The sequence below is a fragment of the Burkholderia sp. Ed8 genome, from assembly GCF_040761425.1.
Lineage (GTDB): Bacteria > Pseudomonadota > Gammaproteobacteria > Burkholderiales > Burkholderiaceae > Burkholderia > Burkholderia seminalis.
Genome location: NZ_CP142885.1, coordinates 984,841 through 1,008,525 on the forward strand (window position 1 = coordinate 984,841; position 23,685 = coordinate 1,008,525).

Here is a 23,685-nt window from a genome sequence, read left to right on the forward strand (position 1 = left end):
GAGGAGAAAATCAAATATTCGTCCGGGAATCAGTGCGGATCGCGGTGATTCGACGCGGACTGAAGAGGAGGCGGCTGCTTGCCGCTTGCCGTCATGCCGCGGACACCGGCAACGCACGCGCCCGTTCGCGGGCCGCGACGAGTGCCCGGATGCGCGCGCGGTCCGCCGGCGTCACGGGCGTGAAGATCACGAGGCTCAGGTCGGGGCGGCCGGTCACCGAGAACGCGGAATATTCGAGCGCGATCCGGCCGGCCTGCGGGTGGCGGATCTCCTTCGTGCTTTCGTCGTGCGTATGGATATCGTGGTCGCGCCACATCGCGTCGAATTCGGCGCTCGTCGCGCGCATCTCGTCGACGAACGCCTGCACGGCCTGCGTCGCACCGCCGCGCGCGACGTCCGCGCGAAACGCGCCGACCGCGAACCGCGCGACGCGCTCCCAGTTCGGCTGGGCGTGGCGTACGCCCGCGTCGACGAAGATCAGCCGCAGGATGTTGCGCGCGGCGGGCGGCAGCGTCGCGTAGTCGGTCAGCGTCGCGGCCGCGGCGTCGTTCCACGCGACGACGTCCCACGTCGCCGAGCGCACGATCGCGGGGCTCGCGTCGAGCGAATCGAGCACGTGCTGCAGGCGCGGCGTCACGCTGGCCGGCGCGTGATAACGCACTTCGGGCGGATGGCCGACGCCGATCAGGAACAGGTGCTCGCGTTCGGCTTCGTTCAGCATCAGCGCGCGGGCGAGCCGGTCGAGCACGTCGGCCGACGGCGCGCCGCCGCGCCCCTGTTCGAGCCACGTGTACCACGCGGCGCTCACGTGCGCGCGCTGCGCGACTTCCTCGCGCCGCAGCCCCGGCGTGCGGCGGCGCGTGGCCGGCAGCCCGAGCGCGGCCGGGTCGAGTTTCTCGCGGCGGTCCCGCAGGTACGCGCCGAGCAGGTTGTCGGGGGCGTCAGCCATATCCTGTTAGTTCGTTTACCGGTAAACCGTCACGACTTCACCGCGTGCGGCCTTCGACAGATAGTAAGCCTCCATTCCATCCGGAGGTGCTGAACATGCGTGTCTTTGTTACTGGAGCGTCGGGGTTCGTCGGCTCGGCCGTCGTCGCCGAACTGGTTGCCGCCGGGCATTCGGTGCTCGGCCTCGCGCGGTCCGATGCGGCGGCCGCGGCGGTGGCGGCCGCGGGCGCCGACGTGCATCGCGGGTCGCTCGAGGATCTCGACAGCCTGACGCGCGGCGCCGAACGCGCCGACGCGGTGATCCACACGGGATTCAATCACGACTTCTCGCGCTTCGCACAGAACTGCGAACTCGACCGCCGCGCGATCGAGACGATCGGCGCGGTGCTCGCGGGCTCGACGCGGCCGCTGGTCGTCACGTCGGGGCTCGCGCTCGTCGCGCCCGGCCGCGCGGCGACCGAGGACGATCCGCACGTGCCGGTGTCGCCGACCTATCCGCGTGCGTCCGAAGCGACCGCGGTCGCTTCGGACGCACGCGGCGTGCATGCGTCGGTCGTGCGCCTGCCGCCGTCCGTGCACGGCGACGGCGATCACGCGTTCGTGCCGCGCCTGATCGCGTTTGCGCGGGAGAAGGGCGCGTCGGCGTTCATCGGCGACGGCGCGAACCGCTGGCCGGCCGTGCACCGGCTCGACGCGGCGCGCGTGTACCGGCTCGCGGTCGAGCGCGGCGCGGCCGGCGCGCGTTATCACGCGGTCGACGATACGGGCGTGCCGTTCCGGGCAATCGCCGAGGTAATCGGCCGCCGGCTGAACGTGCCGGTCGTCGCGAAGTCGCCGGCCGAGGCCGCCGAGCACTTCGGCTGGTTCGCGATGTTTGCCGGAATGGATGCGCCGGCAACCAGCGAGCGCACGCGCGCATCGCTCGACTGGGTACCCGCGCAGCCGGGGCTGCTGGCCGATATCGACCGGCCGCGGTATTTCGAAAGCTGATAAACCCCGCGCGCCGCGCGTCATTCGACCGGATGCAGGTCCTGCAGCAGCGTCGGCACGAGTTCCGACACGGTCGGATGGATATGCATCGCGCGGCTGATCGTCGTGTACGGTGCACCGGCGGCCATCACGTCGAGCATGCCGTGCACGACTTCGTCGCCGGTCACGCCGAGGATCGAGGCGCCGAGGATCGCATGGCTGTCCGCGTCGACGATCACCTTCATGAAGCCCTGGCTTTCGCCTTTCTCGACTGCACGGCCGACGCGCGTCATCGGGCGCGTGCCGACCAGCAGCCGGCGGCCCGTCTGTTTCGCTTCCGCGAGCGTCATGCCGACGCGGCCGAGCGGCGGGTCGATGTACATCGCGTAGGCCGTGATGCGGTCGGACACCTTGCGCGGATCGTCGTCGAGCAGGTTCGCCGCGACGATCTCGTAGTCGTTGTACGCGGTGTGCGTGAACGCGCCGCGACCGTTGCAGTCGCCGAGCGCCCAGATGCCCGGCACGTTCGTGCGCAGTTGCTCGTCGACGGCGATGTAGCCGCGCGTATCGGTGCCGACGCCCGCGCGGTCGAGCCCGAGATCGTCGGTGTTCGGCACGCGCCCGACCGCGAGCAGCAGGTGCGAGCCCGCGACTTCGCGGCCGCCGCCCGAACAATCGAGGCCGACCACGATGCCCTCGCCATCGCGTCGCGCGCTCAGGCAGTTCGCGTCGAGCTGCACGTCGATCCCTTCGTTCTCGAGAATCTCGCGCACGGCCTGCGACACGTCTTCGTCCTCGCGGCGAATCAGCCGCGGTCCTTTCTCGACGATCGTGACCTGCGATCCGAAGCGGCGATACATCTGGCCGAATTCGAGCCCGACGTAGCTGCCGCCGACGATCACCAGATGCTCGGGCAGGAAGTCGACATCCATCATCGTCGAATTGGTCAGGTACGGCACCGAGTCGAGGCCCGGCATCGCGGGCACCTGCGCGCGGCCGCCGACGTTGATGAAGATGCGCCCGGCCTCGAGCAGTTCGTCGCCCACGCGCACGGCGTCGGCGCGCTCGAAGCGGGCGTGACCCTGAAACACCGTGGTGTTCGCGAGACCGCGCACCCATTGCTTGACGCCGTGGTTCGAGCGGCCGGAGATCTGGTCCTTGCGCGCCTTCACGGCTTTCATGTCGACGGTGACGGGGCCGCCCACCGACACGCCGTATTCGCCGGCGCGCCGTGCGAGCTGCGCGGCGTACGCGCTCGCGATCAGCGTCTTGGTCGGGATGCAGCCGGTGTTCACGCAGGTGCCGCCGAAGCGGCCGCGCTCGATGATCGCGACCTTCATGCCGGCGGCCGACAGCCGCGCGGCGAGCGGCGGGCCGGCCTGGCCGGTGCCGATGACGATCGCGTCGAAGTGTTGCGTCATGACGTCCTCCTGTGCGGGTGCGACGAGGGAACGCGTGCGGGCGAGCCGCGTGCGATGCCGGCGCACGGTCGCGCGACGGCGAGCGCCTATGGTAGTCCTGTTGGCGTGCGCCCGTGTCAGTCCTTGCGCTTCCACTGGCCGAACGACACCGGTCGGTGCGTGTCGGCGCGCGTGACGGTGACGCGGTCAGGCTGGTCGTCGAGCGGGAACGATTCGGTGACGATCTGGTTCGAGAACAGCCAGCCGCGCGTACGGGGGTCGTAGCGGAACGTGATGTAGTCGGTCCAGTGCTGCCCGCACGCGACGAAGTTCTGCACGGTGAAATAGCGGCCCTTCACCGACAGGCCGTTGTCGGCGGCGTCTTCGGGATCGAACGGGTCGCACTGGCCGCCGTCGTTCGCGCGCAGCACGACCACGTCGTTGCGCGCGGCGAGCCGGTAGGTGTGGTCGGCCTGCTCCTCGTAGATCAGCAGCGGGCGCGGCGACGGCTGTTCGCGCGTATCGACCGCGCGATGCACGACGACGAGCACGCTGTGCCGCCCGTGGTCGAGATCCGGCCCGGCTTGCGCGAGCAGCGGCTGGTAGCCGGGCGGCAGTTGCGCGGCGATCGACTTCGGCACATCGGCGGCGCGGGCGGCGGCCGGCAGGCCCGCGAGCAGCGGGAGCATCAGGGTAGCGAGGCGGAGAGCACGCATGGCGGGAGGTCGGATCAAAAGGCGGAAAGGGTTACCGGTCGCGCGGTTGCTGCGCGCGCTAGGGAAATTCGGTGCCCGGCATCGAATTGAACGCAACGGGGAGCGCGGATCTCGATCATGGCGGCGAGGCGGGATGACGGTAAAGAGGGCCAGCATAGCAGCGTGCAGCCGCTTTCGATCATGCGCGAAGCGTGCCAGAATCGGCGGCTCGACCGTCGGAAACGACACGCCGGCGCCGGCGAAACGGTGTCGTTGAACAAGGAGACTTCGATGACTGCATCGGCTGCCGTACTCGCCATCCTGGCCGCGTTGTTTCTCGGTGCGATGATTCCGGGCCCGAGTTTCGTGCTGGTGGCCCGCAATTCGATCGGGCTGTCGCGTCGCGACGGGCTGGCCACCGCGCTCGGCATGGGTATCGGCGGCATCGTGTTCGGTGGCGTCGCGCTGGCCGGGCTCTACACGCTGCTGCAGGCCGTCGAATGGCTGTACGTGGGCCTCAAGGTCGCGGGCGGCGCGTACCTGATCTACATGGCGTCGAAGATCTGGCGCGGCGCCGACCGGCCGATCGCGATGGACGATCCGCAGGCGCTGGCCGGCGGCAGCGCGCGCAAGTCGTTCCTGACGGGCTTGACGACCCAGCTCAGCAACCCGAAGACGGCAATCTGGTACGGCAGCATCTTCGCGGCGCTGCTCCCGCAGCATCCGCCGCTGTGGTGCTATCTCGCGCTGCCGCCGCTCGTGTTCGTCGTCGAATTCGGCTGGTACACGCTCGTCGCGCTGTGCTTCTCGACGCGCCGGCCGCGCGAGCTCTACCTGCGCGCGAAGAAGTGGATCGACCGCATCGCGGCCGGCGCGATCACGCTGCTCGGGCTGCGGCTGATCCTGAACGCGCCGAAAGCAGGGATCTGACCTTTCATTCGCGATCCGCATCGCACGGCGGCCGGCCATGCGTCGGCCGGGCCGCCGGAGCGAACCGCCGGGGCCGGCGCGCGAATGCGCATCGGGTCGCCGGAAACGCCCGCCTTTTCTCGTGACGCGGCCGCGCGCCGGGCCGCCGCCGACTTGCCTCCCGGAGCCCTCCGCCGCCCGCCGAGCCTTGCGTGGCGGGCGTTCGCGCGTGCCGCGCGGCGCGCCGACGGGCGCCGCCTCCCCGATTCTGACGGTCGACCTCCCGGCGGCGTGTAAACTGCTGCCTTTTTTGACGGTTTGCAGCATGGTGCAAGCACCTCCGCGCCCGGCGCTGAGCGGTCCGACGCTCGTCCGGCTGCTCGCGCGCCTGGCCGATGCCGACGTCGCGGAATCCCGGCAGACGTTGTCCGACCGGCTGAGCCAATGGCTCGGCTGGACCGACGCGATCACGCTGTCGTCCGCGCTGAACGCGAGCCCGCCGGGCGTCGCGGCCGGCGTGCGCGGCTACGATGCGGAACGCGACTGCGCGCGCGTGCGCCACGACCTCGCGCAGGCGATCACGGCCACCCACCGGCCGCGTGCGCGGCGCCGGCCCGGCGACCTGCCGCCGCCGGCCGCCGATACGGCCGATTTCGCGGACTTCCGCCAGCGTTACCTGACGCTGCAACAGGATATGGAGACCGCGATCGGCCAGTTGCGCGGCCGCCTGCGGGTCGCGCTCGCCGCGCGCTCGTCCGGGATGGCGCGGCTCGCGACGCTCGACACGATCATGGAGCGCGTGCTCGGCGCGCGCGAGCGCAGCCTGCTGTCCGCGGTGCCCGCGCTACTCGGCGCGCGTTTCGCGCGGTTGCGCGACGCGGAACGGCAGGCGCTGGCCGACGCCGAATCTGCTGCTGCTGCTGCTGCTGCTGCTGCTGCTGCTGCCGACCCGGCCGGATCGGCCGATGACGGCGCGGCGGCCGGCACCACGGCCGTCGCGGCGATCGTGCCCGGCACATGGCTCGATACGTTTCGCGACGAGATGCAAAGCATCCTGCTTGCCGAACTCGAAGTCCGTTTTCAAACGGTAGACGGGCTGCTCGCGGCCCTTCGCACCTGCTAATCAACACGCTATGTCCAGAATTCGCCTTGATCTCGTTGTCTTCGTCGCCGGTCTGCTCGCTGTGGGCTGGATCGGTGCCGGCTATGTCGCGTCGAACCCGCTGGCGTCGGCCGTCACGCTGCTGATCGGCGCGTGCTACGTCGCCGGCGCCTGGGAACTGCTGCGCTACCGCCAGGCGACCGCCACGCTGTCGCGCGCGGTGGCCGGCCTGGCCGAGCCGCCCGCGAAGCTCGACACGTGGCTCGACACGCTGCACCCGGGCCTGCGCGGCGCGGTGCGTGCGCGTGTCGAAGGCGCGCGCGTCGCGCTGCCGGGCCCGGCGCTCACGCCGTACCTCGTCGGCCTGCTCGTGCTGCTCGGCATGCTCGGCACGTTGCTCGGCATGGTCGTCACGCTGAAGGGCACGGGCGCCGCGCTCGAAAGCGCGACCGATCTCGACGCGATCCGCGCATCGCTGATCGCGCCGGTGAAGGGCCTCGGGTTCGCATTCGGCACGTCGATCGCCGGCGTCGCGACCTCCGCGATGCTCGGCTTGCTGTCCGCGCTATTGCGCCGTGAGCGGATCGACGCGGCCCAGCAGCTCGACGCGAAGATCGCGACGACGCTGCGCGTGCATTCGTCCGCGCATCAGCGCGACGAATCGTTCCGGTTGCTGCAGCGCCAGGCCGACGTGATGCCGGCGCTGGTCGACCGTCTGCAGACGATGATGACGACGCTCGAAGCGCGCAGCGTCGCGCTGCACGATCGCCAGCTCGAAAACCAGCAGGCATTTTTCGACCGGACCGAGCGCGCGTATGCGGGCCTTGCATCGAACGTCGGCGACGCGCTGAAGGAAAGCGCCGCCGAAAGCGCACGCGTGGCCGGCGCCGCGTTGCAGCCGGTCGTCGCCGCGACGATGACGGGGCTCGCGCAGGAGATGGCCGCGTTGCGCGACACCGTGACGGGCGCCGTGCAGCGTCAGCTTGACGGATTGACGGACGGCTTCGAGAAGACCACCGGCAACGTGACGGCCGTCTGGAACCGCGCGATCGACGAACAACGTCAGGCGGGCGACGCCGTCGCGCGTCAGTTGCAGACGACGCTCGGCCAGTTCACCGATACCTTCGCGCAGCGCACGTCGGACCTGCTCGACAGCGTCGCGACGCGCCTCGAATCCACCGAAAGCCGTCTGTCGGATGCGTGGCGCGATGCGCTGGCGCGCCAGGAGCAGGTCGGCGAGACGCTGGCCGGCCAGCATGCGCGTGCGCTGGGCGAAGCCGCCGCGACGTTCGAGCGCCATTCGGGCGCGGCGCTCGCCGCGATGCGCGAGTCGCACGCCGGGCTGCAATCGCAACTGGCCGCACGCGACGAAGAACGTCTGTCGGCGTGGAACGATTCGCTGGCCGCGATGGCCGCGAAGCTCGGCGACGAATGGCAGCGTGCGGGTGTGCACAGCGCCGGCCGCCAGCAGGAAATCTGCGACGCGCTCGCGCAAACGACGCGCGAGCTCACCGCACAGGCCTCGACGTTCGAACAACGCTCGAACGACTTGCTGACGACGATCCGCGAGTCGCACACGGGCCTTCAATCGCAACTGGCTGCGCGCGACGAAGAGCGTCTGTCGGCGTGGAACGACTCGCTGGCCGCGATGGCCGCGAAGCTTGGCGACGAATGGCAGCGTGCGGGTGTGCACAGCGCCGGCCGCCAGCAGGAAATCTGCGATGCACTCGCGCAAACGACGCGTGACCTCACCGCACAGGCGTCGACGTTCGAACAACGCTCGAACGATTTGCTGACGACGATCCGCGAGTCGCACACGGGCCTTCAATCGCAACTGGCCGCACGCGACGAAGAGCGTCTGTCGGCGTGGAACGACTCGCTGGCCGCGATGGCCGCGAAGCTCGGCGACGAATGGCAACGTGCGGGCGTGCACAGCGCCGGCCGCCAGCAGGAAATCTGCGATGCACTCGCGCAAACGACGCGTGACCTCACCGCACAGGCGTCGACGTTCGAACAACGCTCGAACGATTTGCTGACGACGATCCGCGAGTCGCACGCCGGTCTGCAATCGCAGCTCGCCGCACGCGACGAAGCCCGCCTGTCCGCCTGGAACGATTCGCTCGCCGCGATGGCGGCGGCACTGCGCGACGAATGGGCGCAGACGAGCGCGCAAGCCGCGACGCGCCAGCAGGACATCTGCGACACGCTGGCCCGCACCGCGAACGACATCACCGCGCAGGCACAGGTGCACGCGAGCGACACGATCAACGAGATCGCGCGCCTCGTGCAGGCCGCGTCGGAGGCGCCGAAGGCCGCGGCCGACGTCGTCGCCGAGCTGCGCCAGCGCCTGTCCGACAGCATGGTGCGCGATACCGCGACGCTCGAGGAGCGCAGCCGCCTGCTCGCGACGCTCGAAACGCTGCTCGGCGCGGTCAACCACGCATCGACCGAACAGCGCGCCGCGATCGACGCGCTCGTCAGCACGTCGGCCGACCTGCTCGATCGCGTCGGCGCACGCTTCAACGATGCCGTCGATGCCGAAACGCGCAAGCTCGACTCGGTGGCCGCGCAGGTCACGGCCGGCGCCGTCGAGGTGGCGAGCCTCGGCGATGCGTTCGGGATGGCCGTGCAGGTGTTCGGCGAATCGAACGACAAGCTGCTGACCCACCTGCAGCGCATCGAGGCCGCGCTCGAGAAGTCGCTCGCGCGCAGCGACGAGCAGCTCGAGTACTACGTCGCGCAGGCGCGTGAGGTAATCGACCTGAGCATGATGTCGCAGAAGCAGATCGTCGAAGACCTGCAGCAGCTCGCCGGCCGGCGCGCGCCCGTCGGAGCGTAACGCATGCACGACGAAATCGACGGCGGCGCGCAATCGGCGCCGGTTTGGCCCGCGTTCGCCGATCTGATGTCGGTGCTGCTCGGCGCGTTCGTGCTGATCCTCGTCGGCGTGATCGGCATGCAGCTTCAGTTGACGTCGAAGCTCGAGGAAGCCGTGCGGGCGCGCCAGCTCGAGGCGCAGCAGCGCAAGTCGCTCGAACAGGCGCTCGCCGGGCCGCTCGCGGCCGGCCGCGTGACGCTTGTGAACGGGCGCATCGGCATCAGCGGCAGCGTGCTGTTCGCGCTGAATTCCGACCAGTTGCAGCCGGCGGGCCGCGACCTGCTGAAGTCGCTGGCCGCACCGCTGGCCGCGTACCTGAAGACGCGCGACGAGATCCTGATGATCAGCGGCTTCGCGGACGATCAGCAGGTGCACGCCGGCAACCGCCTGTTCGCGGACAACTGGGAACTGTCGGCCAAGCGCGCGTTGACGGTCACGCGTGCGCTGATCGACGCCGGCGTGCCGGCATCGTCGGTGTTTGCCGCCGCATTCGGCTCGGAGCAGCCGGTCAGCTCGAATGCGGACGATGAAGGCCGCGCGAAGAACCGCCGTGTGGAGATCGCGCCGGTCCCGCGCAAATCGGCATCGAACGGAGGGAAGGCGAAGTGACGGACGACGCGACGCACGTCCGCGCGACGCTCGACGCATGGCGCGAGCAGGACGCCGACCGGCTCGATCCCGTCCGCTTTCACCGGATCGACGCGCTCGAACGGCGTGCGGCCGCGCTCGGCGGAAACGCGCGTGCATTGCTCGACGCGCGGCTGGCGGCGTTGATCGAAGACTATTCGGCAGTCGTCGCGCGGGCGGAGGAAACGCGCGCCACGGATGACGCGGCACCGGTTGCGCCCCGGCGTGGCGCGCTCGCGGCGCTCGTCGACCGGCTCGCGCGCGATGCGCAGGCCGACCGGCGCGGGCTTGATCCCGAACTGGTCGACTACTTCCGCACGATGTGGTCGAAAGTCCGCACGGAGCAGCAATACCGCGAGTCGCTCGACCAGGTGCCGCGCAACGCGGGGCCGCTCAATTCGAACAGTCTCGTGCACCGGTCGCTGGCAACGATGCGCGAATTGTCGCCGGAATACCTGCAGCAGTTCCTGTCGTACGTCGATGCGCTCGCGTGGCTCGAGGATCTCGCCGGCGGCGGCGCGCAACCCGAGAAGGAAGCGCCGCGCGCGAAGGCGGTGAAGAAGGCCACGCGGAGCAAGAGCCGCTAGCGCACTGGCGCGCACCGCCGCGGCGGGGGGCGGTTACATCGACAGCCGGCCCGAGGCCGCCGCGTGTTGATACCGCGCTGCGCTGATGAATTTCGAAAAGCGTTCGCACCAGATCACGACGGACGTGTATTGCGCCGGATTCACGTCGTCGGGCAGCGGCACGACGAAATTGCCGAATGTCCTCAGGTCGCCCACGCGCGCGGCACGCGCCTTGATCGCGAGGAACGATGCCTTGGTATCGACGAATTCCGGCACGAGATAGATCTTGTAGTCGGGCCCCGGTGCGATGTCGCCTTCGAACGCGATCGACGTATCGGTGACCGTCAGCTTGCCGTCCGCCCAGTGCAGCGCATCGCTGCCCGGCAGGCCACGTTCGAAGCGGCCGGTATGGCGTGCGTTTTCCGCGGCCACTTGCAGTTCGACGGCGCTCGCGCCTTCCGATGCCGTCAGGATCGGCAGCACGTAGATGCCCGCGGCGAATGCCGCGAGGCCCGTCGCGAGATGCGACGCGATCAGTATTCCGATTCCGGTTTTCATATCGGACCCTTTGAGCGTGAACAGAGGGTGGCGCACGGCCACGTCCCTGTAGTCGCGCGAGCCGGTGAAATCTGACAGCGGGCCGGTTTTCCGTTGAACACGCCGATTCGGTCGGGCAAGCCGCGTGACGGCCGCGTCGCGACACGGCGAACCACTTTTTTCCGTCGGCGTGTGTCATCTTTGCCCGCGTGGAGCGACTCACTCTCCGTCGACAACATCGTCGATGCCAAGGAGAGTTCAAATGAACAAGCTTGCTCTGTATGTTCTTGCGACGGTTGCCGCAGCCGCTTCCGTTTCCGTATGGGCCGCGCCGGAATCCACCGTGACGCGTGCCGGGGTTACCGCCGAACTGGCCGCACTGCACGCGGCCGGATACCGCCAGACCGGCGAAGATCCGCATTACCCGGCACGGCTGGCTGAAGCGTTGACGAAGATCGGCTCGACCGGTGCGTCGACGGCCGATACCAGCGGATACGGGATGGCGGAAACGGCAACGAGTGAATCGGGCTCGATCACCGCCGACCGGCCGATCTATCGGGGACGATGATCCGGGCCGGACGTTGCGTCCGTCGACGGGCGCAACGTCCAATTGTTTCGGACTACGGTGAATTTCACCGCATGCGCGGCGTCAGTGCGTTGACTCGCCTTCCGAAATCGCGGTGCCGAGTGCGTGCAGCGCTTCGGCCAGTGCCGCCGCGAACGGCGGATGCGCGGCGATGCCCGCCGCGTCGAGCTGGCTGCCGAGGATCGGCAGCGCGATCGACGCGCGCTCGACGATGCGTGCGGACATCACCGACAGCGTTTCGCGCAGCGCCGCGTCCGCATGCGTCGCGCGCGGCGACGCATTCAACACCGCGACCGGTTTGTACACGACCGCCTCGCATCCCACGACCCAGTCCAGCGCGTTCTTCATCACGCCGGTGATGCCGTGCGCATATTCCGGGCTTGCGATCAGCACGCCGTCGGCGGCGTTCAGGCGATCGATCAGGTCGCGCACGGCGGCCGGCGACGGAGATTCGGCATCGGGATTGAACAACGGGAATTCGCCGAGCCGATCGAAGCGCGCGATGCGCATGCCGCGCGGCGCGACGAGTGCGGCCGCATCGAGCAGCGCGGCGTTGTACGACTGCGCGCGGAGGCTGCCGCACAGCGCGACGATGTCGATAGGACGGTCGGTGTCGGTTCGGGGATCGGTGGTCATCGAGGGGCGTGTCGGTTGGCGCGCGGTGTGCGGCCGCGTTGAGCGGGCCGGACCGATTATCGCATCGGCGTGCGGGTGGCGTGGCGTGCGTTGCCAATGCGCGCGGCTCGCGGCGCCGCATTGAAAACCGCCGCGGGATCATGCCGATCCGGTTCCGCGTCGCTCATCCCGGCCGCCCGGGCGAATTCCGTCATCGTCCATCCGTTGCCGAGCAGCAGCCGGCGTGTATGCAGTGCGCCGTGCACCTCGTCGGCGACGGCTTCGCCGAGATAGCGCAGCGCGCGGCCCTCGACATCGACGAAGCCGTGACGGTAATCCTGCGCGAGCGCCGTCCACAGCCGCGCGGCGCCGACCGACTGGCGCGCGCCGCTGATCAGGCACAGGCCTGCATCGAGCCCCCAGCGGTACAGCGTCGTCGCGAGGCCTTTGCGTTGCGCCGAGCCGCGCAGCCGTGTATGCGGCGCGCGCAGGTAGCGATCGGCGCGGCGGGGGATTTCCGGAAGACGGTTGAATACCGTGTAGCCGGCGAGCTGGCGCGCGGCCGGATCCTCGACATACAGGAAGTATTCGCCGTCCGCTTCGCGGTGGCGGACGATCAGGCCCGAGCGGCCGAGCGCAACGGCCGGCAGGCCGTGCAGGCGATGGCCCGGCTGGTGGAGGCGCTCATGGAGTGTGTCGAGTTCGTCGTCGATGTCGTGCTGGGAATGCTGTACGTCGATACGCATGGCAAAGGTCGCCCGTCCCGGGCGGTTCGAGAAAGGGGTTCATCGCAAAAGGGAACAGGAGCGGGTGCGGCCCCCGGGCTCGGCGGAGCGAGCCGGGGCCGCGAATCAGCTGGGGATGTGCTGGAAACCGGCGGCGATCGCGGCGAGGCCCGCGATGCAGAGTGCGAACAGGATCAGGACTTTGTGGATCACGCCTCTTTCCTCATGAATGCGCGGCGCCGGCGGGCGGCATCGCGGAGACGGTGAGCGGCGGGCACGGCCCGCACGGCCGTCGTGCGGGACGACGGTCGGGTGTCCGGGCGACGGATCGTGCGCGGACGGCCAGCACCATACGCGAGGTGCCGGAGGCGGGCAATCGGACGGGCGGAAAAAGGCGATGAAAAGCGGAGAAAGGCGTTGTTTCGCGACAATGGGCCGCAGGCTGCCGGGCGTCGCCGCCCGGTAGCCGATCGATGCATCACGCCACCTGCCGCCCCCCGAACGCCTGCCGTACCCGCGCGAACAACCCATGCTGCGCGATCCATTCGGCATACGCGCGATAGTCGGGGTCGCGCATCAGGTGGCGCTCTTCCGTCTTCGCGCGCGTGTAGTAGATCAGGTTGACCGCGACGAGCCCGGCGCAGTGCATGAGCCCGACCTGCCAGCCGAGCGGTTCGACGAACGGCACCGACACCATCCAGTACGACAGGTTCTTCGTGATGTACGCCGGATGCTTGGTGAAGCGGTACGGGCCCGACGTGATGATCCCGCGGTTGGTGAGATTCGAGAAACGCAGCCCGAACGAAATCGTGCACAGCGCGTAGGTCAGCAGCAGCAGGATGATCACCGTGCCCCAGATCACGCGCAGCGTCGGCGCCGACAGCAGCCAGTTGTCCCAGAACACCGAGCCTTCGTAGCGGATGTAGTTGTTCGAGATCAGCGACCAGAACGGCTGGTAGCAGATCAGCGCGGCCACCCAGCCGAGCGTCGTCGGCTCGACGGTGCGCACGTGGCTGTCGAGGATGCGGAACGTGCACAGGTAGCCGACCGTGCCGAACATCAGGTCCATCGTGAACGACAGGTCGTACATGAACACAAAGGTCGCGATCGTCATCGGCGCGTGCATCGCGTTCGCGAGCGACGCGCTCAGGTGATCGGCGTCCTTCGACAGGTAGACGGTCATCAGCGGCAGGAAGAATGCCTTCACGCCCCAGCCTGCGAGCATCTCGCGCACCGGCTTCCAGCTCACGGGCTGCTCGCGGCGGAACAGGAAGCGGCCCCACAGCAGGTACGCGTCGTCGGTCTCGCGCTGGTGACGGTCCATCCACGCGAAGTAGAACGGTGCGGCGACGATCACGTACGGCGCGAGCGAGCGCAGCAGCGACCAGAACGGCAGGTAGAACGCGCCGTGGTATTCGGGCAGCAGCCAGTAGATCACGCCGATGCCCGCGTAGATCGACGTCAGCGCGCCGAGCCGCGTCGCGACGCGCGCGATGCTCAGGGGCCGCACGGCCTGCCGCGACAGCCCCGCGCTCGGGCGCAGGTAGACGCGCGAGATGAAGAGTTCGTGCAGCGCGATCGTGCCGATGATCGCGAGGCTGGCGATGACCCCGCGCGTGGCCGCGTCGAGCGTCGGATGGTCGCGCGTGATCCACAGCGCGAAGAGTCCCGCCGTGATGCCGAGCAGGCCGGCGCGGAAGGGCGTGGCGGAGCGCGGTGGGCGGTCTTGGGCGGCGACGATGCCGTCGAGCGTGGAATTCATGATCGGATCCTCGTGGGGATGAGGGCCGGCGCCCCCGCTTGGCGGGTGACGCCGGCCGTCGGCCGGGCTTGGTATCGATGCGCGCCCGGCCATTGGCCTGTGGTTCTGATGGGTGAAACGTCGACGCTTGCTTCTTACTTCTTGGTGCCGCCGCCCAGCAGACCGCCGAGCAGGTTGGTCACCGGCGACAGCAGGTTGCCGGCACCGCCCGCGGCACCCCCGTTCGAGCTGCCGGTCAGGCCGCCGACCACGGAGCCGCTGCCGGCCGGCGTCGTCACCGTGCCGGCCGCGCCGCCGGGGCTGACCGTGCCGGTGGCGCCTGCCGAACCGGCCGGCGTCGTCAGCGCACCCGTCAGCGTGCCGACCGGGCCGCTCGACAGCAGGCCGCCGAGGGTGCCCGTCACGTTGCCGCCCGGCGTCGTGACCGTGCCCGTGAGGCTCGCGCCGAGCGGGGTCAGCGAATTGACGAGGTTCGTGACCGGCGCCAGCAGGCCGCCGAGGCCCGCGCCACCGGTGCCGCTGGTGCCGCCGGTCCCGCTCGTGCCGCCCGAACCGATCCCGCCGAGGGCGCCGGTCAGCGAGCCGAGCAGGCCGGTGACGGGGCCAAGCGGGCCGCCGCTGCTCGTGCCGCTGGTGCCGCCCGAACCGCTCGAGCTGCCGCCGAGCCCGCCCGTCAACGTGCCGAGCAGGCCCGTGATCGGGGCGAGCGGGTTGCTGCCGCCCGAGCCGCTGCTGGAGCTGCCCGCGTTGTTGTCGTGGACGAGGCCGCCGGTCGACGTCACCGTGTTGCCGAGCTGCGTGACGACGCCGCCGAGTGCCGCACCGACCGGGTTGTCGGTCGCGCCGCCGACCTTCGAGCCCGCGAGCGCGAGGCCGTTGCCGAGCGTGCTCAGCAGGCCGTTGAGCGGCGTGCCGAGCAGCGTCACGCCGCCGAGCGTCTGCGTGGCGCCCGGCGTCGTGACGCCGCCGGTCAGCGTGTTCGTGATCGGGTTGATCACCTTGCCGAGCTGGGTCTCGAGCTGCTGGACCGGCGAGCTGTTCAGCGCCGTGTTGAGGCCCGATGCGGTCGAGTTGACGGCACCGCCGACGGTGTTGACGAGATCGCCGACGAGCGTCGTCACGGGCGACAGCGGCGACAGCGGGCCCGAGCCGAGGCTCTTCACCGCGTTGCCGAGGTTGTTGACCGCGCCGCCGGCGCCGGTCAGCAGGCCGGTGGTCGACGTCAGCGTCGGCCCGAGCGGATTCGCCGACACGCCGATCGAGCCGAGGCCGGCCGCGACGCCGTTGCCGAGCGCCTGCACGCCGTTGCCGAGGCTCGTGACCGCGTTGCCGACACTGGTGGCCGTCGTCGGGTTCGTGCCGGGGATCTGCACGCCGCCGATCTGACTGCCGCCGGTCGCGACCGTCGTGCCGAGCGCCGTCACGAGGTTGCCGGATTTCTGCAGGACATTGCCCAGCGGGGTGACGCCGGAGCCGGAGGTGCCGGAAGTACCTGACGTGCCGGAAGTACCCGAGGTACCGGAAGTACCCGACGTGCCCGAGGTGCCGGAGGTGCCGGAGGTGCCCGAGGTGCCCGAGGTGCCCGAGGTACCGGAAGTACCCGACGTGCCGGAGGTGCCCGAGGTGCCGGAAGTACCCGACGTGCCGGAGGTGCCCGAGGTGCCGGAAGTACCCGAGGTGCCGGAAGTGCCCGAGGTGCCGGAAGTACCCGAGGTGCCGGAAGTACCCGACGTGCCGGAAGTACCCGACGTGCCGGAAGTGCCCGAGGTGCCGGAAGTGCCCGAGGTGCCGGAAGTACCCGAGGTGCCGGAGGTGCCCGAGGTACCGGAAGTACCCGAGGTACCGGAGGTGCCCGAGGTACCGGAAGTACCCGAGGTGCCGGAAGTACCCGAGGTACCGGAGGTGCCCGAGGTACCGGAAGTACCCGAGGTGCCGGAAGTACCCGAGGTGCCGGAAGTACCCGACGTACCGGAGGTGCCCGAGGTACCGGAAGTACCCGAGGTGCCGGAAGTGCCCGACGTACCGGAGGTGCCCGAGGTGCCGGAAGTGCCCGAGGTGCCGGAAGTGCCCGAGGTGCCGGAAGTACCCGAGGTGCCGGAAGTGCCTGACGTACCGGAGGTGCCTGACGTGCCGGAGGTGCCCGAGGTACCCGACGTCCCCGACGACGTACCGGAAGTCCCCGAGCTACCCGACGTGCCGGAACTACCGGAAGTCCCGGAACTACCGCCGCCCGACGTCCCCGACGTCCCCGAACTGCCGCTCGTCCCCGACGTGCTGGGCTTGATCGTCGGCGGGGTCGTCGGTCCGTCGACCGAACCGCAGCCGTACAGCGCGAGCAGCGAGGAGACGGCCATCGTTACCGTCGTCTTCTTGAAGAGTGTGTGCATGTTGGCCTCGACATTGGAAGTGTGTCCAAGCCTCCTCTGCAAATTCCGAGCCACGACAGCTTTCGCGAAACGGTGCCGCGCTTTGTTGCAGGAATCGGGAATATCTGCGCGATTTAAACGGAGTAACGGCGTTTTCGCGCATCGGCCACGCAAGGGGGGCCGCCGTGTCCGTCGTGATGTTCCCGTAAGCAGACGTAACGCGCGGCGGGATGTTACGTAGCGTTCGGCACCGCGTCACGCGGGCGGCGCCCGACCGAGGGCCCTGTCTTTGACGAAACGCGTCCGGCCCCCGAACATGACACGACACCCCGCGGCCGCCGGCGACGCCGAAGCGGCCGCGACTCCAACCAGGACACCGACATGAGCGAACAGGACAGGGAAGATGGCAAGGCGCGGCGGATCGACGTGATGGGCGAGGCGTTCGTCGAGCGCGCGATGCGCGATCTCGACGGGTTTTCGCGCCCGTTGCAGAACTGGCTGAACGAGCACGCGTGGGGCAGCACGTGGCAGCGGGGCGGGATCGACCTGAAGACGCGCAGCCTGTGCACGTGCGCGATGCTGGCGGCGCTCGGCCGCAGCACGGAACTGAAGGGGCATATTCGCGGCGCGCTCAACAACGGCGCGAGCCTTGTCGAAATCCGCGAGGTGTTGCTGCACAGCGCGCTGTACGCGGGCGCACCGGCCGCGGTCGAGGCGTTCCGGACCGCGCGCGAGGTGATATCGGATCTCGGGTTGCCGATCCCCGACGACGAGGCCTGATTCCGCGCCAGCGTCCGCCGCGCGGCACGGCATCAGGCCGGGCTTCGTCGTTACGCGATGCGCCGTGCCGCTTGCGCCGGCACCTCGGCCGGCACCTCGGCGGGCGCGGCGGCCACGTCGAGCAGCCAGTCGGCCGTTGCATCGGGAATCGTGACCGGCAGCATGTGTCCGCCGTCGACGACCGTCAGCCGGACGCGCGCCGATTTCTTCGCGAGCGCTTCGCCATGCTCGCGCCAGTTCAGGATCGGATCGGCGCGGCCGTACAGCACGTCGACCGGCAGCGCGAGATCCGCGTAGCGTCGCTCCATCGCGGGCAGGTCGACCGGCGCCGACAGCAGGTCCGTCGCCGTCGCGTAGAACACGTGCGGGCGCATCCCGAGCAGGCCGCCGCCCTTGACCGGAAAGTCGCGCGGCACCGCTTCCGGCGCAAACACCTGGCGCACGGCCTTGCGGCCGGTCAGGATCGTCAGCGGGATCGCGAAAGTCCACGACACGAAGCGGCGCACGAGCGGCGACGGCAGCATCAGCGGCTTGAACGGCCCCGGCGGCTCGGTCTGCTCGTGCGACAGCGGCGCGATCAGCGCGAGCCGGCTCACGCGGTCCGCGTGGTTGAGGCCGACCGCGAGCGCGATCGCGCCGCCGAGCGAATGGCCGACCAGCACGGGCTTGTCGAGCCCCAGCGCGTCGATGAACGCGGCGACCGTGCGGGCCTGGGCGAACACGTTCGCCTGCGAGCCTGCGCCGCGCAACGACCGGCCGGCGCCCGGCCGGTCGAGGAGGATCACGCGATGCCGCTGCGCGAGCCGCGCAAGCGGCAGGTACGCGAAGTTGCGCAACTGCCCCGCGAGCCCGTGGACGAACACGATCGGCGGCCCGTTGCCGTATTCGACGTAATGGATGCGGTCGCCGCCGATGTCGACGAAGCGGCCTTCGGGGGGAAACGCGCGCGTCACGCGGCGGGCCACGTAAGCGGTGAACAGCGCGAGCGCGGCGAGTACCGCGACGACGCCGAGCAGCACGTTCTGGATCAGATGGAGCACTGGGGTCATGTCGGCCTCAACGGGGTTCGAGTGCGGGTTCGGCAACCGGCGCCGTGGCAGCCGTGCCGGCTTTCGCGCGGCGTTCGAAATGCATCGCCGAATCGGCGAGCGCGCTGAACTTCAGCGATGCGAGATCGCGCACGTAGTTCTGGTGGAATTTCCACGGCTTGTGATGGCCCTGCTTTGGCAGGATGCCGGCCGCGCGCTGGATGTAGCCCGAGCTCAGGTTGACGGCCGGCACGTCGCCGAGTTCGCCGGCGCCGAGCCGCGGCACGCACGTGTCGTAGTCGTTCGCGCGCATGTGGTTGAGCAGCCGGCACACGTAGCGCGCGATCAGCTCGGCCTTCAGCGTCCACGACGCGTTCGTGTAGCCGAACGACGACGCGAGGTTCGGCACGTCGCTGTACATCATCCCCTTGTACGACACGGTTTCCGGCAGGTCGACCGCGCGGCCGTCGACCGTGACGCGCGCGCCGCCGAGCATCTTCACCTTCAGCCCGGTGGCCGTGACGATCACGTCCGCGTCGAGCTGCTGGCCGCTCTTGAGCTTGAGGCCGGTCGGCGTGAAGCGTTCGATCTCGTCGGTGACGATCGACGCGCGGCCCGCGCGGATCGCCTTGAACAGGTCGCCGTTCGGCACGAGGCACACGCGCTGGTCCCACGGCATGTAGCGCGGCGTCAGGTGCTTCGCGACGTCGAAGTCGGGGCCGAGCTGCTTGCCGGCCGCGCGGATGATGAACTTCTTCGTCTGCTCGGGCTTGCGGCGCGATACGTTGTACAGGTAAATCGTCAGCAGCACGTTCTTCACGCGCACGAGCCGGTGGGCGAGCCGCGACGGCAGCACGCGGCGCAGTGCGTTCGCGATCTTGTCGCGGGCGGGCAGCGACACGATGTAGGTCGGCGAGCGCTGCAGCATCGTCACGTGCTGCGCATCGGCCGCCATCGACGGCACGAGCGTGACGGCCGTCGCGCCGCTGCCGATCACGACCACGCGCCGGTTCGCGTACGACAGGTCCTTCGGCCAGTGCTGCGGATGCACGAGCTCGCCCTCGAACGTGTCCATGCCGGCCCAGTCGGGCAGGTAGCCGGCGTCGTAGTCGTAGTAGCCGCTGCACATGAACAGGAAGCGGCAGGTATACACGAGCGTGTCGGTCGCGCCGTCCTGCGTGCGCTCGATGCGTACCGTCCAGCGCGCGCGGTTCGAATCCCAGTCGGCCGCGACGACCTTCTGGCCGTAGCGGATCGTCTTGTCGATGCCGTGGGCCCGCGCGGTGTCGCGGATGTAGTCGAGGATCGTCTGGCCGTCCGAGATCGCCTTGTCGCTGTGCCACGGGCGGAAGCTGTAGCCGAGCGTGAACATGTCGGAATCCGAACGGACGCCCGGATAGCGGAACAGGTCCCAGGTGCCGCCGATCGCGTCGCGCGCTTCGACGATGGCCACGCTCGCGTACGGGCAGCGCTGCTTCAGGTGATACGCGGCGCCGATGCCGGACAGGCCGGCGCCGACGATCAGCACGTCGAGGTCGTTGCCGTCGCGGCGGGCGCTGGGGGCGGACGGCGCGTCGCGCCGGTCGGTCGTCGTCGAGGTCATGCGGGGTCCTTGGTCGGCGTGGTCGGGAGCGCGGCCGGAGCGTGGGCGCGTTCGAGGTTGCGTGCGCGGGCGCGACGCACATGGCGCAGCATCAGCCACTGGTAACCGGCACCGAGCAGGCGCGCGATCCGGTCGAGCCGGCGCGCGTCGGCGCCGACGAGCACGCGGCGCGCATTGCGTTCGACGCCCGCGAGGATCTGCCGCGCGGCATCGTCGGCCGTCGTTGCGTTGATCAGCCGGTTCGCCTGGCGGCGATGGGTCGCTTCGTCCTGGCCCGTCAGTGCGTGGATGCTGGTATCGACGCGGCCCGCGTCGACGATGCCGGTCGCGACGCCGCCCGGATGCACGCAGGTCGCGCTCACCGGCGCGCCGTCGAGTTCGAGCTCCATCCGCAGCGCCTCGGTGAAGCCGCGTACCGCGAACTTGGTGGCGTTGTACGCGCTTTGCGTCGGCATCGCGACGAGCCCGAACAGGCTCGACGTGTTGACGACGTGCCCGTCGCCCGACGCGCGCAGGTGCGGCAGGAACGCCTGCGTGCCGTGCACGACGCCCCAGAAGTTGATGCCGACGATCCATTCGAGATCGGCGAGTCGCGCGGTCTCGGCGCTGGCGGCCAGCGATACGCCCGCGTTGTTGAAGACCAGGTTGACCTTGCCGTGCTCGGCGCGCACGCAATCGGCCCATGCGAACACCGCGTCGCGGTCGGCGACGTCGAGCCGCCGCGTGCTCACGCGCACGCCGTGCCGCGCGCAGGCGGCCGCCGTGCCGGCAAGCCCGGTTTCGTTGACGTCGGCGAGCGCGACCTCGCAGCCGCGCCGCGCGAGCTCGACCGCGAGGCTGCGGCCCATGCCCGAACCGGCGCCCGTGATCGCGGCAACCTTCCCGGAAAACCCCTTCATCCGTCGTTCCTCCCGTTCCGCTTGCGCTGCGTCGGCGGCGCGTCTATTGTGGTGTTGGTCGTCACCACTTTAGTTTTTGGGTGTCCTGATGTCAAATAGCGGAATGGAGAAAGCACTCGAAACGGAAAAACGGGGCCGGTCGTATGGCGGCGTGGCGCCCGAGGTACGGGCCGCCGAGCGGCGCGGCGCGTTGATCGGCGCGGCGACGCGCGTGTTCGGCACGGTCGGGTTCCGCAAGGCGACCGTGCGGTCGATCTGCCAGGAAGCGAAGCTGAACGACCGCTATTTCTACGCGGCGTTCGACAGTACCGAGGATCTGCTGCGCTGCACCTACCTGCACCACGCGCAGCAATTGCACGATGCGGTCGCGCAGGCGGTGGCCGCGCGCGGCGGCGAGCTGCGCGAGCGCGTCGACGCGGGGCTCGCCGCGTTCTTCGCGTTCCTGCGCGACCCGTGCGCGGCGCGCGTGCTGCTGCTCGAGGTGATGGGCGTGAGCGCGGATACCGACATGACCTACCAGCGCATGCTGATCGACTTCGGCAAGCTGATCATGGCGATCGGCGCGCCGGGCGAGGCCGGGACGCCCGCGGAGCGCACCGAGCAGCGGCTGATCGGGCTCGCGCTGGTGGGGGCGATGACGAACGTGGGCGCGGCGTGGCTGCTCACCGGGTATCGCGATCCGGAGGCGCAGATGATCTCGAGCTGCCGCAAGGTGCTGCTGGGGACGTTGCGGGAGATCGGCTGACCGGATGGCGTCGCGCCGGCCGTGTTCGGTCCTCGCCAATGGCAGGCTGAACATGAAAACAAGGTGGTAACCGCACGGCACGCGGAGTGAAGTGTCGTCTGTTTGCGTGATTGGGCCGTCTTTTCAATAAATGAACATTGGCCGTGCGGACACGAATCGACGGCGTGGTTCCCCATGAAATCGCGGCGCGCGCCGGCCTGCGCGCGGCCGGCCGGCTCACGCCGGCTGGTTGAGTGCCGAGGTCTGGCGCTCGCGTTCGCCCGCGATCCAGTCGCCGAACAGCTGGATCTTGTACTGCTGTTCGGCCCCGCCCGGATACACGAAGTAGTAGCCCATCCCGGTCGGCAGCGACACGTCGAACGGAGTCACGAGCCGGTGCGCCGCGACGCTTTCGTCGACGAGCGTCCGGTCGCCCATCGCGACGCCGTAACCGTCGAGCGCCGCATGTGTCGCGAGGTCGAGCGTCTCGAAGCTCAGTCCGCGCGTCGAGTCGACGTGCGGTGCGCCCGCATGGTCGAGCCAGTGTTTCCAGTCCCGGTGATCGCGGGTCGGATGCAGCAGCGTATGGTGGGTCAGGTCGTCGACGCTCGCGAGCGGTTGCCGCTCCAGCAGGTCCGGCGCGCATACGGGCGTGAGCCGCTCTTCGAACAGCGGAATCGCATGCATGTCGGGGCCGGCGCCGGGAGCGTAGATCACCGCGGCATCGAACGGTTCCATGCGGAAATCGACGTGATGACCCCAGGTCGTCGTGATCTGCACCTGGAGCTCGGGGTGCTCGGACTGAAATCGCATGATCCGCGGCAGCATCCACTGCATCACGCAGGTCGGCACCTTCAGCGCGAGCTCGGTGCGTCGGCGCGACAGGCGCATCGACACCTCTTCGATGCGCGCAAAGCTTTCACGCACCGTCGGCAACAGCAATTCGCCTTCCGCCGTCAGCGTCAGGCCCTTCGGCGTGCGCTTGAACAGCGGGAACTGGTAGAACGCCTCCAGCGCGAGGATTTGCCGGCTCACCGCCCCCTGCGTCAGGCACAGCTGCTCGGCGGCGCGCGTGAAGCTGCCGTGTCGGGCGACGATGTCGAATATCTGCAGCGCGTTGAAGGAGGGAAGTCGTCTCATCGGAAAGGCGGATGTGGAGCGGGCGACCGGAAGGGCAGGGGGGCGGCGCGTCGTCCGGCACGACGCACCGCGGCATCGTTCAGTGCAGGATCTTCGCGAGGAAGTCCTTCGCGCGTTCCGATTTCGGATTCGAGAAGAAGTCGTCCTTGCGGTCGTCCTCGACGATCGCGCCCTTGTCCATGAAGATCACGCGATGCGCGACCTTCTTCGCGAAGCCCATCTCGTGCGTGACGACCATCATCGTCATCCCTTCCTGCGCGAGTTCGACCATCACGTCGAGCACTTCGTTGATCATCTCGGGATCGAGCGCGGACGTCGGTTCGTCGAACAGCATCGCGATCGGGTCCATCGACAGCGCGCGCGCGATCGCGACACGCTGCTGCTGGCCGCCCGACAGCTGCCCCGGGAACTTGTGCGCATGCGCCTTCAGGCCGACGCGCTCGAGCAGCTTCATGCCCTTCTCGGTCGCTTCGTCCTTGCCGCGGCCGAGCACCTTGACCTGCGCGAGCGTCAGGTTCTCGGTGATCGACAGGTGCGGGAACAGCTCGAAATGCTGGAACACCATCCCGACCTTCGAACGCAGCTTCGACAGGTTCGTCTTCCTGTCGCCGACCGACTGGCCGTTCACGAGGATCTCGCCCTGCTGAAACGGCTCGAGGCCGTTGACGGTCTTGATCAGCGTCGACTTGCCCGAGCCCGACGGGCCGCACACGACGACCACTTCGCCTTTCTTGACCTCGGTCGTGCAGTCGGTGAGAACCTGAAACTGGCCGTACCACTTCGAAACGTTGCTGATGGAAATCATGGGGAATACCTGCATCGTAAT

22 protein-coding genes are annotated in these 23,685 nt (G+C 69.3%); 9 read left to right on the forward strand and 13 right to left on the reverse strand.

Annotation, left to right across the window (positions count from 1 at the left end):
- Positions 1-91: 91 nt before the first annotated feature.
- A complete protein-coding gene (locus VXM69_RS04675) occupies positions 92-949 on the reverse strand; it encodes a helix-turn-helix transcriptional regulator (protein WP_367189072.1) in 858 nt (285 codons plus the stop codon).
- A gap of 95 nt (positions 950-1,044) precedes the next feature.
- Between VXM69_RS04675 and VXM69_RS04680 the strand changes: the two genes are divergently transcribed.
- Positions 1,045-1,938 carry an SDR family oxidoreductase gene (locus tag VXM69_RS04680; RefSeq protein WP_367189073.1) on the forward strand — a complete coding sequence of 298 codons (894 nt, stop codon included), beginning with the start codon at positions 1,045-1,047 and terminating at the stop codon, positions 1,936-1,938.
- 20 nt (positions 1,939-1,958) lie between these two features.
- Here VXM69_RS04680 and VXM69_RS04685 read toward each other — a convergent pair whose 3' ends face one another.
- Together VXM69_RS04685 and VXM69_RS04690 are read right to left on the reverse strand one after the other, a co-directional pair.
- Positions 1,959-3,338: an FAD-containing oxidoreductase gene (locus tag VXM69_RS04685; protein WP_367189074.1), complete on the reverse strand. Its 1,380-nt coding sequence runs from the start codon at positions 3,336-3,338 to the stop codon at positions 1,959-1,961.
- 116 nt (positions 3,339-3,454) lie between these two features.
- On the reverse strand, positions 3,455-4,033 hold the full coding sequence (locus VXM69_RS04690; RefSeq protein ID WP_049030904.1) for a hypothetical protein: 579 nt from the start codon (positions 4,031-4,033) through the stop codon (positions 3,455-3,457).
- A 270-nt stretch (positions 4,034-4,303) separates the two neighbouring features.
- On the opposite strand from VXM69_RS04690, the gene VXM69_RS04695 reads away from it, so the two are divergent.
- The 5 genes from VXM69_RS04695 (at position 4,304) to VXM69_RS04715 (ending at position 10,115) form a co-directional block, all read left to right on the forward strand.
- Positions 4,304-4,942, forward strand: coding sequence for a LysE family translocator (locus tag VXM69_RS04695; protein WP_367189075.1), 639 nt, complete (start codon positions 4,304-4,306; stop codon positions 4,940-4,942).
- Positions 4,943-5,246: 304 nt separating this feature from the next.
- Positions 5,247-6,044 (forward strand): DUF3348 domain-containing protein, encoded by a 798-nt coding sequence (locus VXM69_RS04700; protein WP_367189076.1) that lies wholly within the window; start codon positions 5,247-5,249, stop codon positions 6,042-6,044.
- 10 nt (positions 6,045-6,054) lie between these two features.
- The gene (locus VXM69_RS04705) at positions 6,055-8,862 is read left to right on the forward strand and encodes a DUF802 domain-containing protein (RefSeq protein WP_367189077.1); all 2,808 of its coding nucleotides are present in this window, start codon (positions 6,055-6,057) and stop codon (positions 8,860-8,862) included.
- A gap of 3 nt (positions 8,863-8,865) precedes the next feature.
- Positions 8,866-9,510 (forward strand): OmpA family protein, encoded by a 645-nt coding sequence (locus tag VXM69_RS04710; RefSeq protein WP_049032929.1) that lies wholly within the window; start codon positions 8,866-8,868, stop codon positions 9,508-9,510.
- The gene (locus VXM69_RS04715; protein ID WP_367189078.1) at positions 9,507-10,115 is read left to right on the forward strand and encodes a DUF2894 domain-containing protein; all 609 of its coding nucleotides are present in this window, start codon (positions 9,507-9,509) and stop codon (positions 10,113-10,115) included. The genes VXM69_RS04710 and VXM69_RS04715 overlap by 4 nt, the downstream gene beginning before the upstream one ends.
- Before the next feature lie 33 nt (positions 10,116-10,148).
- Here the strand turns inward: VXM69_RS04715 and VXM69_RS04720 are convergent, their stop codons facing one another.
- A complete protein-coding gene (locus VXM69_RS04720; protein WP_367189079.1) occupies positions 10,149-10,652 on the reverse strand; it encodes a DM13 domain-containing protein in 504 nt (167 codons plus the stop codon).
- A gap of 241 nt (positions 10,653-10,893) precedes the next feature.
- Here VXM69_RS04720 and VXM69_RS04725 point away from each other — a divergent pair, with 241 nt between their 5' ends.
- Complete coding sequence (locus tag VXM69_RS04725) at positions 10,894-11,199, forward strand: DUF4148 domain-containing protein (RefSeq protein WP_049032932.1); 306 nt, start codon at positions 10,894-10,896, stop codon at positions 11,197-11,199.
- A gap of 81 nt (positions 11,200-11,280) precedes the next feature.
- On the opposite strand, the gene VXM69_RS04730 is transcribed toward VXM69_RS04725, so the two are convergent.
- The 4 genes from VXM69_RS04730 to VXM69_RS04745 all read right to left on the reverse strand — a co-directional run bounded on the left by VXM69_RS04730 (position 11,281) and on the right by VXM69_RS04745 (position 16,706).
- A complete protein-coding gene (locus tag VXM69_RS04730) occupies positions 11,281-11,853 on the reverse strand; it encodes an NADPH-dependent FMN reductase (RefSeq protein WP_034188274.1) in 573 nt (190 codons plus the stop codon).
- A 56-nt stretch (positions 11,854-11,909) separates the two neighbouring features.
- Entirely contained in the window at positions 11,910-12,578 is a 669-nt protein-coding gene (locus tag VXM69_RS04735) for a histone acetyltransferase (RefSeq protein ID WP_367189080.1), read from the reverse strand.
- A gap of 457 nt (positions 12,579-13,035) precedes the next feature.
- Positions 13,036-14,319 (reverse strand): isoprenylcysteine carboxylmethyltransferase family protein, encoded by a 1,284-nt coding sequence (locus VXM69_RS04740; protein WP_367189081.1) that lies wholly within the window; start codon positions 14,317-14,319, stop codon positions 13,036-13,038.
- A gap of 134 nt (positions 14,320-14,453) precedes the next feature.
- Positions 14,454-16,706, reverse strand: a complete 2,253-nt coding sequence (locus VXM69_RS04745; protein WP_367189082.1) for a collagen-like triple helix repeat-containing protein — start codon at positions 16,704-16,706, stop codon at positions 14,454-14,456.
- Between the two features lie 360 nt (positions 16,707-17,066).
- Between VXM69_RS04745 and VXM69_RS04750 the strand changes: the two genes are divergently transcribed.
- On the forward strand, positions 17,067-17,465 hold the full coding sequence (locus VXM69_RS04750) for a carboxymuconolactone decarboxylase family protein (RefSeq protein ID WP_034188269.1): 399 nt from the start codon (positions 17,067-17,069) through the stop codon (positions 17,463-17,465).
- Between the two features lie 50 nt (positions 17,466-17,515).
- Here VXM69_RS04750 and VXM69_RS04755 read toward each other — a convergent pair whose 3' ends face one another.
- From VXM69_RS04755 to VXM69_RS04765, 3 genes are read right to left on the reverse strand one after another with little or no spacing between them, the layout of a single operon-like run.
- Positions 17,516-18,514: an alpha/beta fold hydrolase gene (locus VXM69_RS04755; RefSeq protein ID WP_367189083.1), complete on the reverse strand. Its 999-nt coding sequence runs from the start codon at positions 18,512-18,514 to the stop codon at positions 17,516-17,518.
- 7 nt (positions 18,515-18,521) lie between these two features.
- On the reverse strand, positions 18,522-20,096 hold the full coding sequence (locus VXM69_RS04760; protein ID WP_367189084.1) for a flavin-containing monooxygenase: 1,575 nt from the start codon (positions 20,094-20,096) through the stop codon (positions 18,522-18,524).
- Positions 20,093-20,995, reverse strand: coding sequence for an SDR family oxidoreductase (locus VXM69_RS04765; protein ID WP_034188266.1), 903 nt, complete (start codon positions 20,993-20,995; stop codon positions 20,093-20,095). The genes VXM69_RS04760 and VXM69_RS04765 overlap by 4 nt, the downstream gene beginning before the upstream one ends.
- 103 nt (positions 20,996-21,098) lie before the next feature.
- On the opposite strand from VXM69_RS04765, the gene VXM69_RS04770 reads away from it, so the two are divergent.
- Positions 21,099-21,740, forward strand: a complete 642-nt coding sequence (locus VXM69_RS04770) for a TetR/AcrR family transcriptional regulator (protein ID WP_226103882.1) — start codon at positions 21,099-21,101, stop codon at positions 21,738-21,740.
- A gap of 216 nt (positions 21,741-21,956) precedes the next feature.
- Here VXM69_RS04770 and VXM69_RS04775 read toward each other — a convergent pair whose 3' ends face one another.
- Positions 21,957-22,859, reverse strand: a complete 903-nt coding sequence (locus tag VXM69_RS04775) for a LysR substrate-binding domain-containing protein (RefSeq protein ID WP_367189085.1) — start codon at positions 22,857-22,859, stop codon at positions 21,957-21,959.
- Between the two features lie 79 nt (positions 22,860-22,938).
- The gene (locus VXM69_RS04780; protein WP_069245851.1) at positions 22,939-23,664 is read right to left on the reverse strand and encodes an amino acid ABC transporter ATP-binding protein; all 726 of its coding nucleotides are present in this window, start codon (positions 23,662-23,664) and stop codon (positions 22,939-22,941) included.
- Between the last annotated feature and the right edge of the window lie 21 nt (positions 23,665-23,685).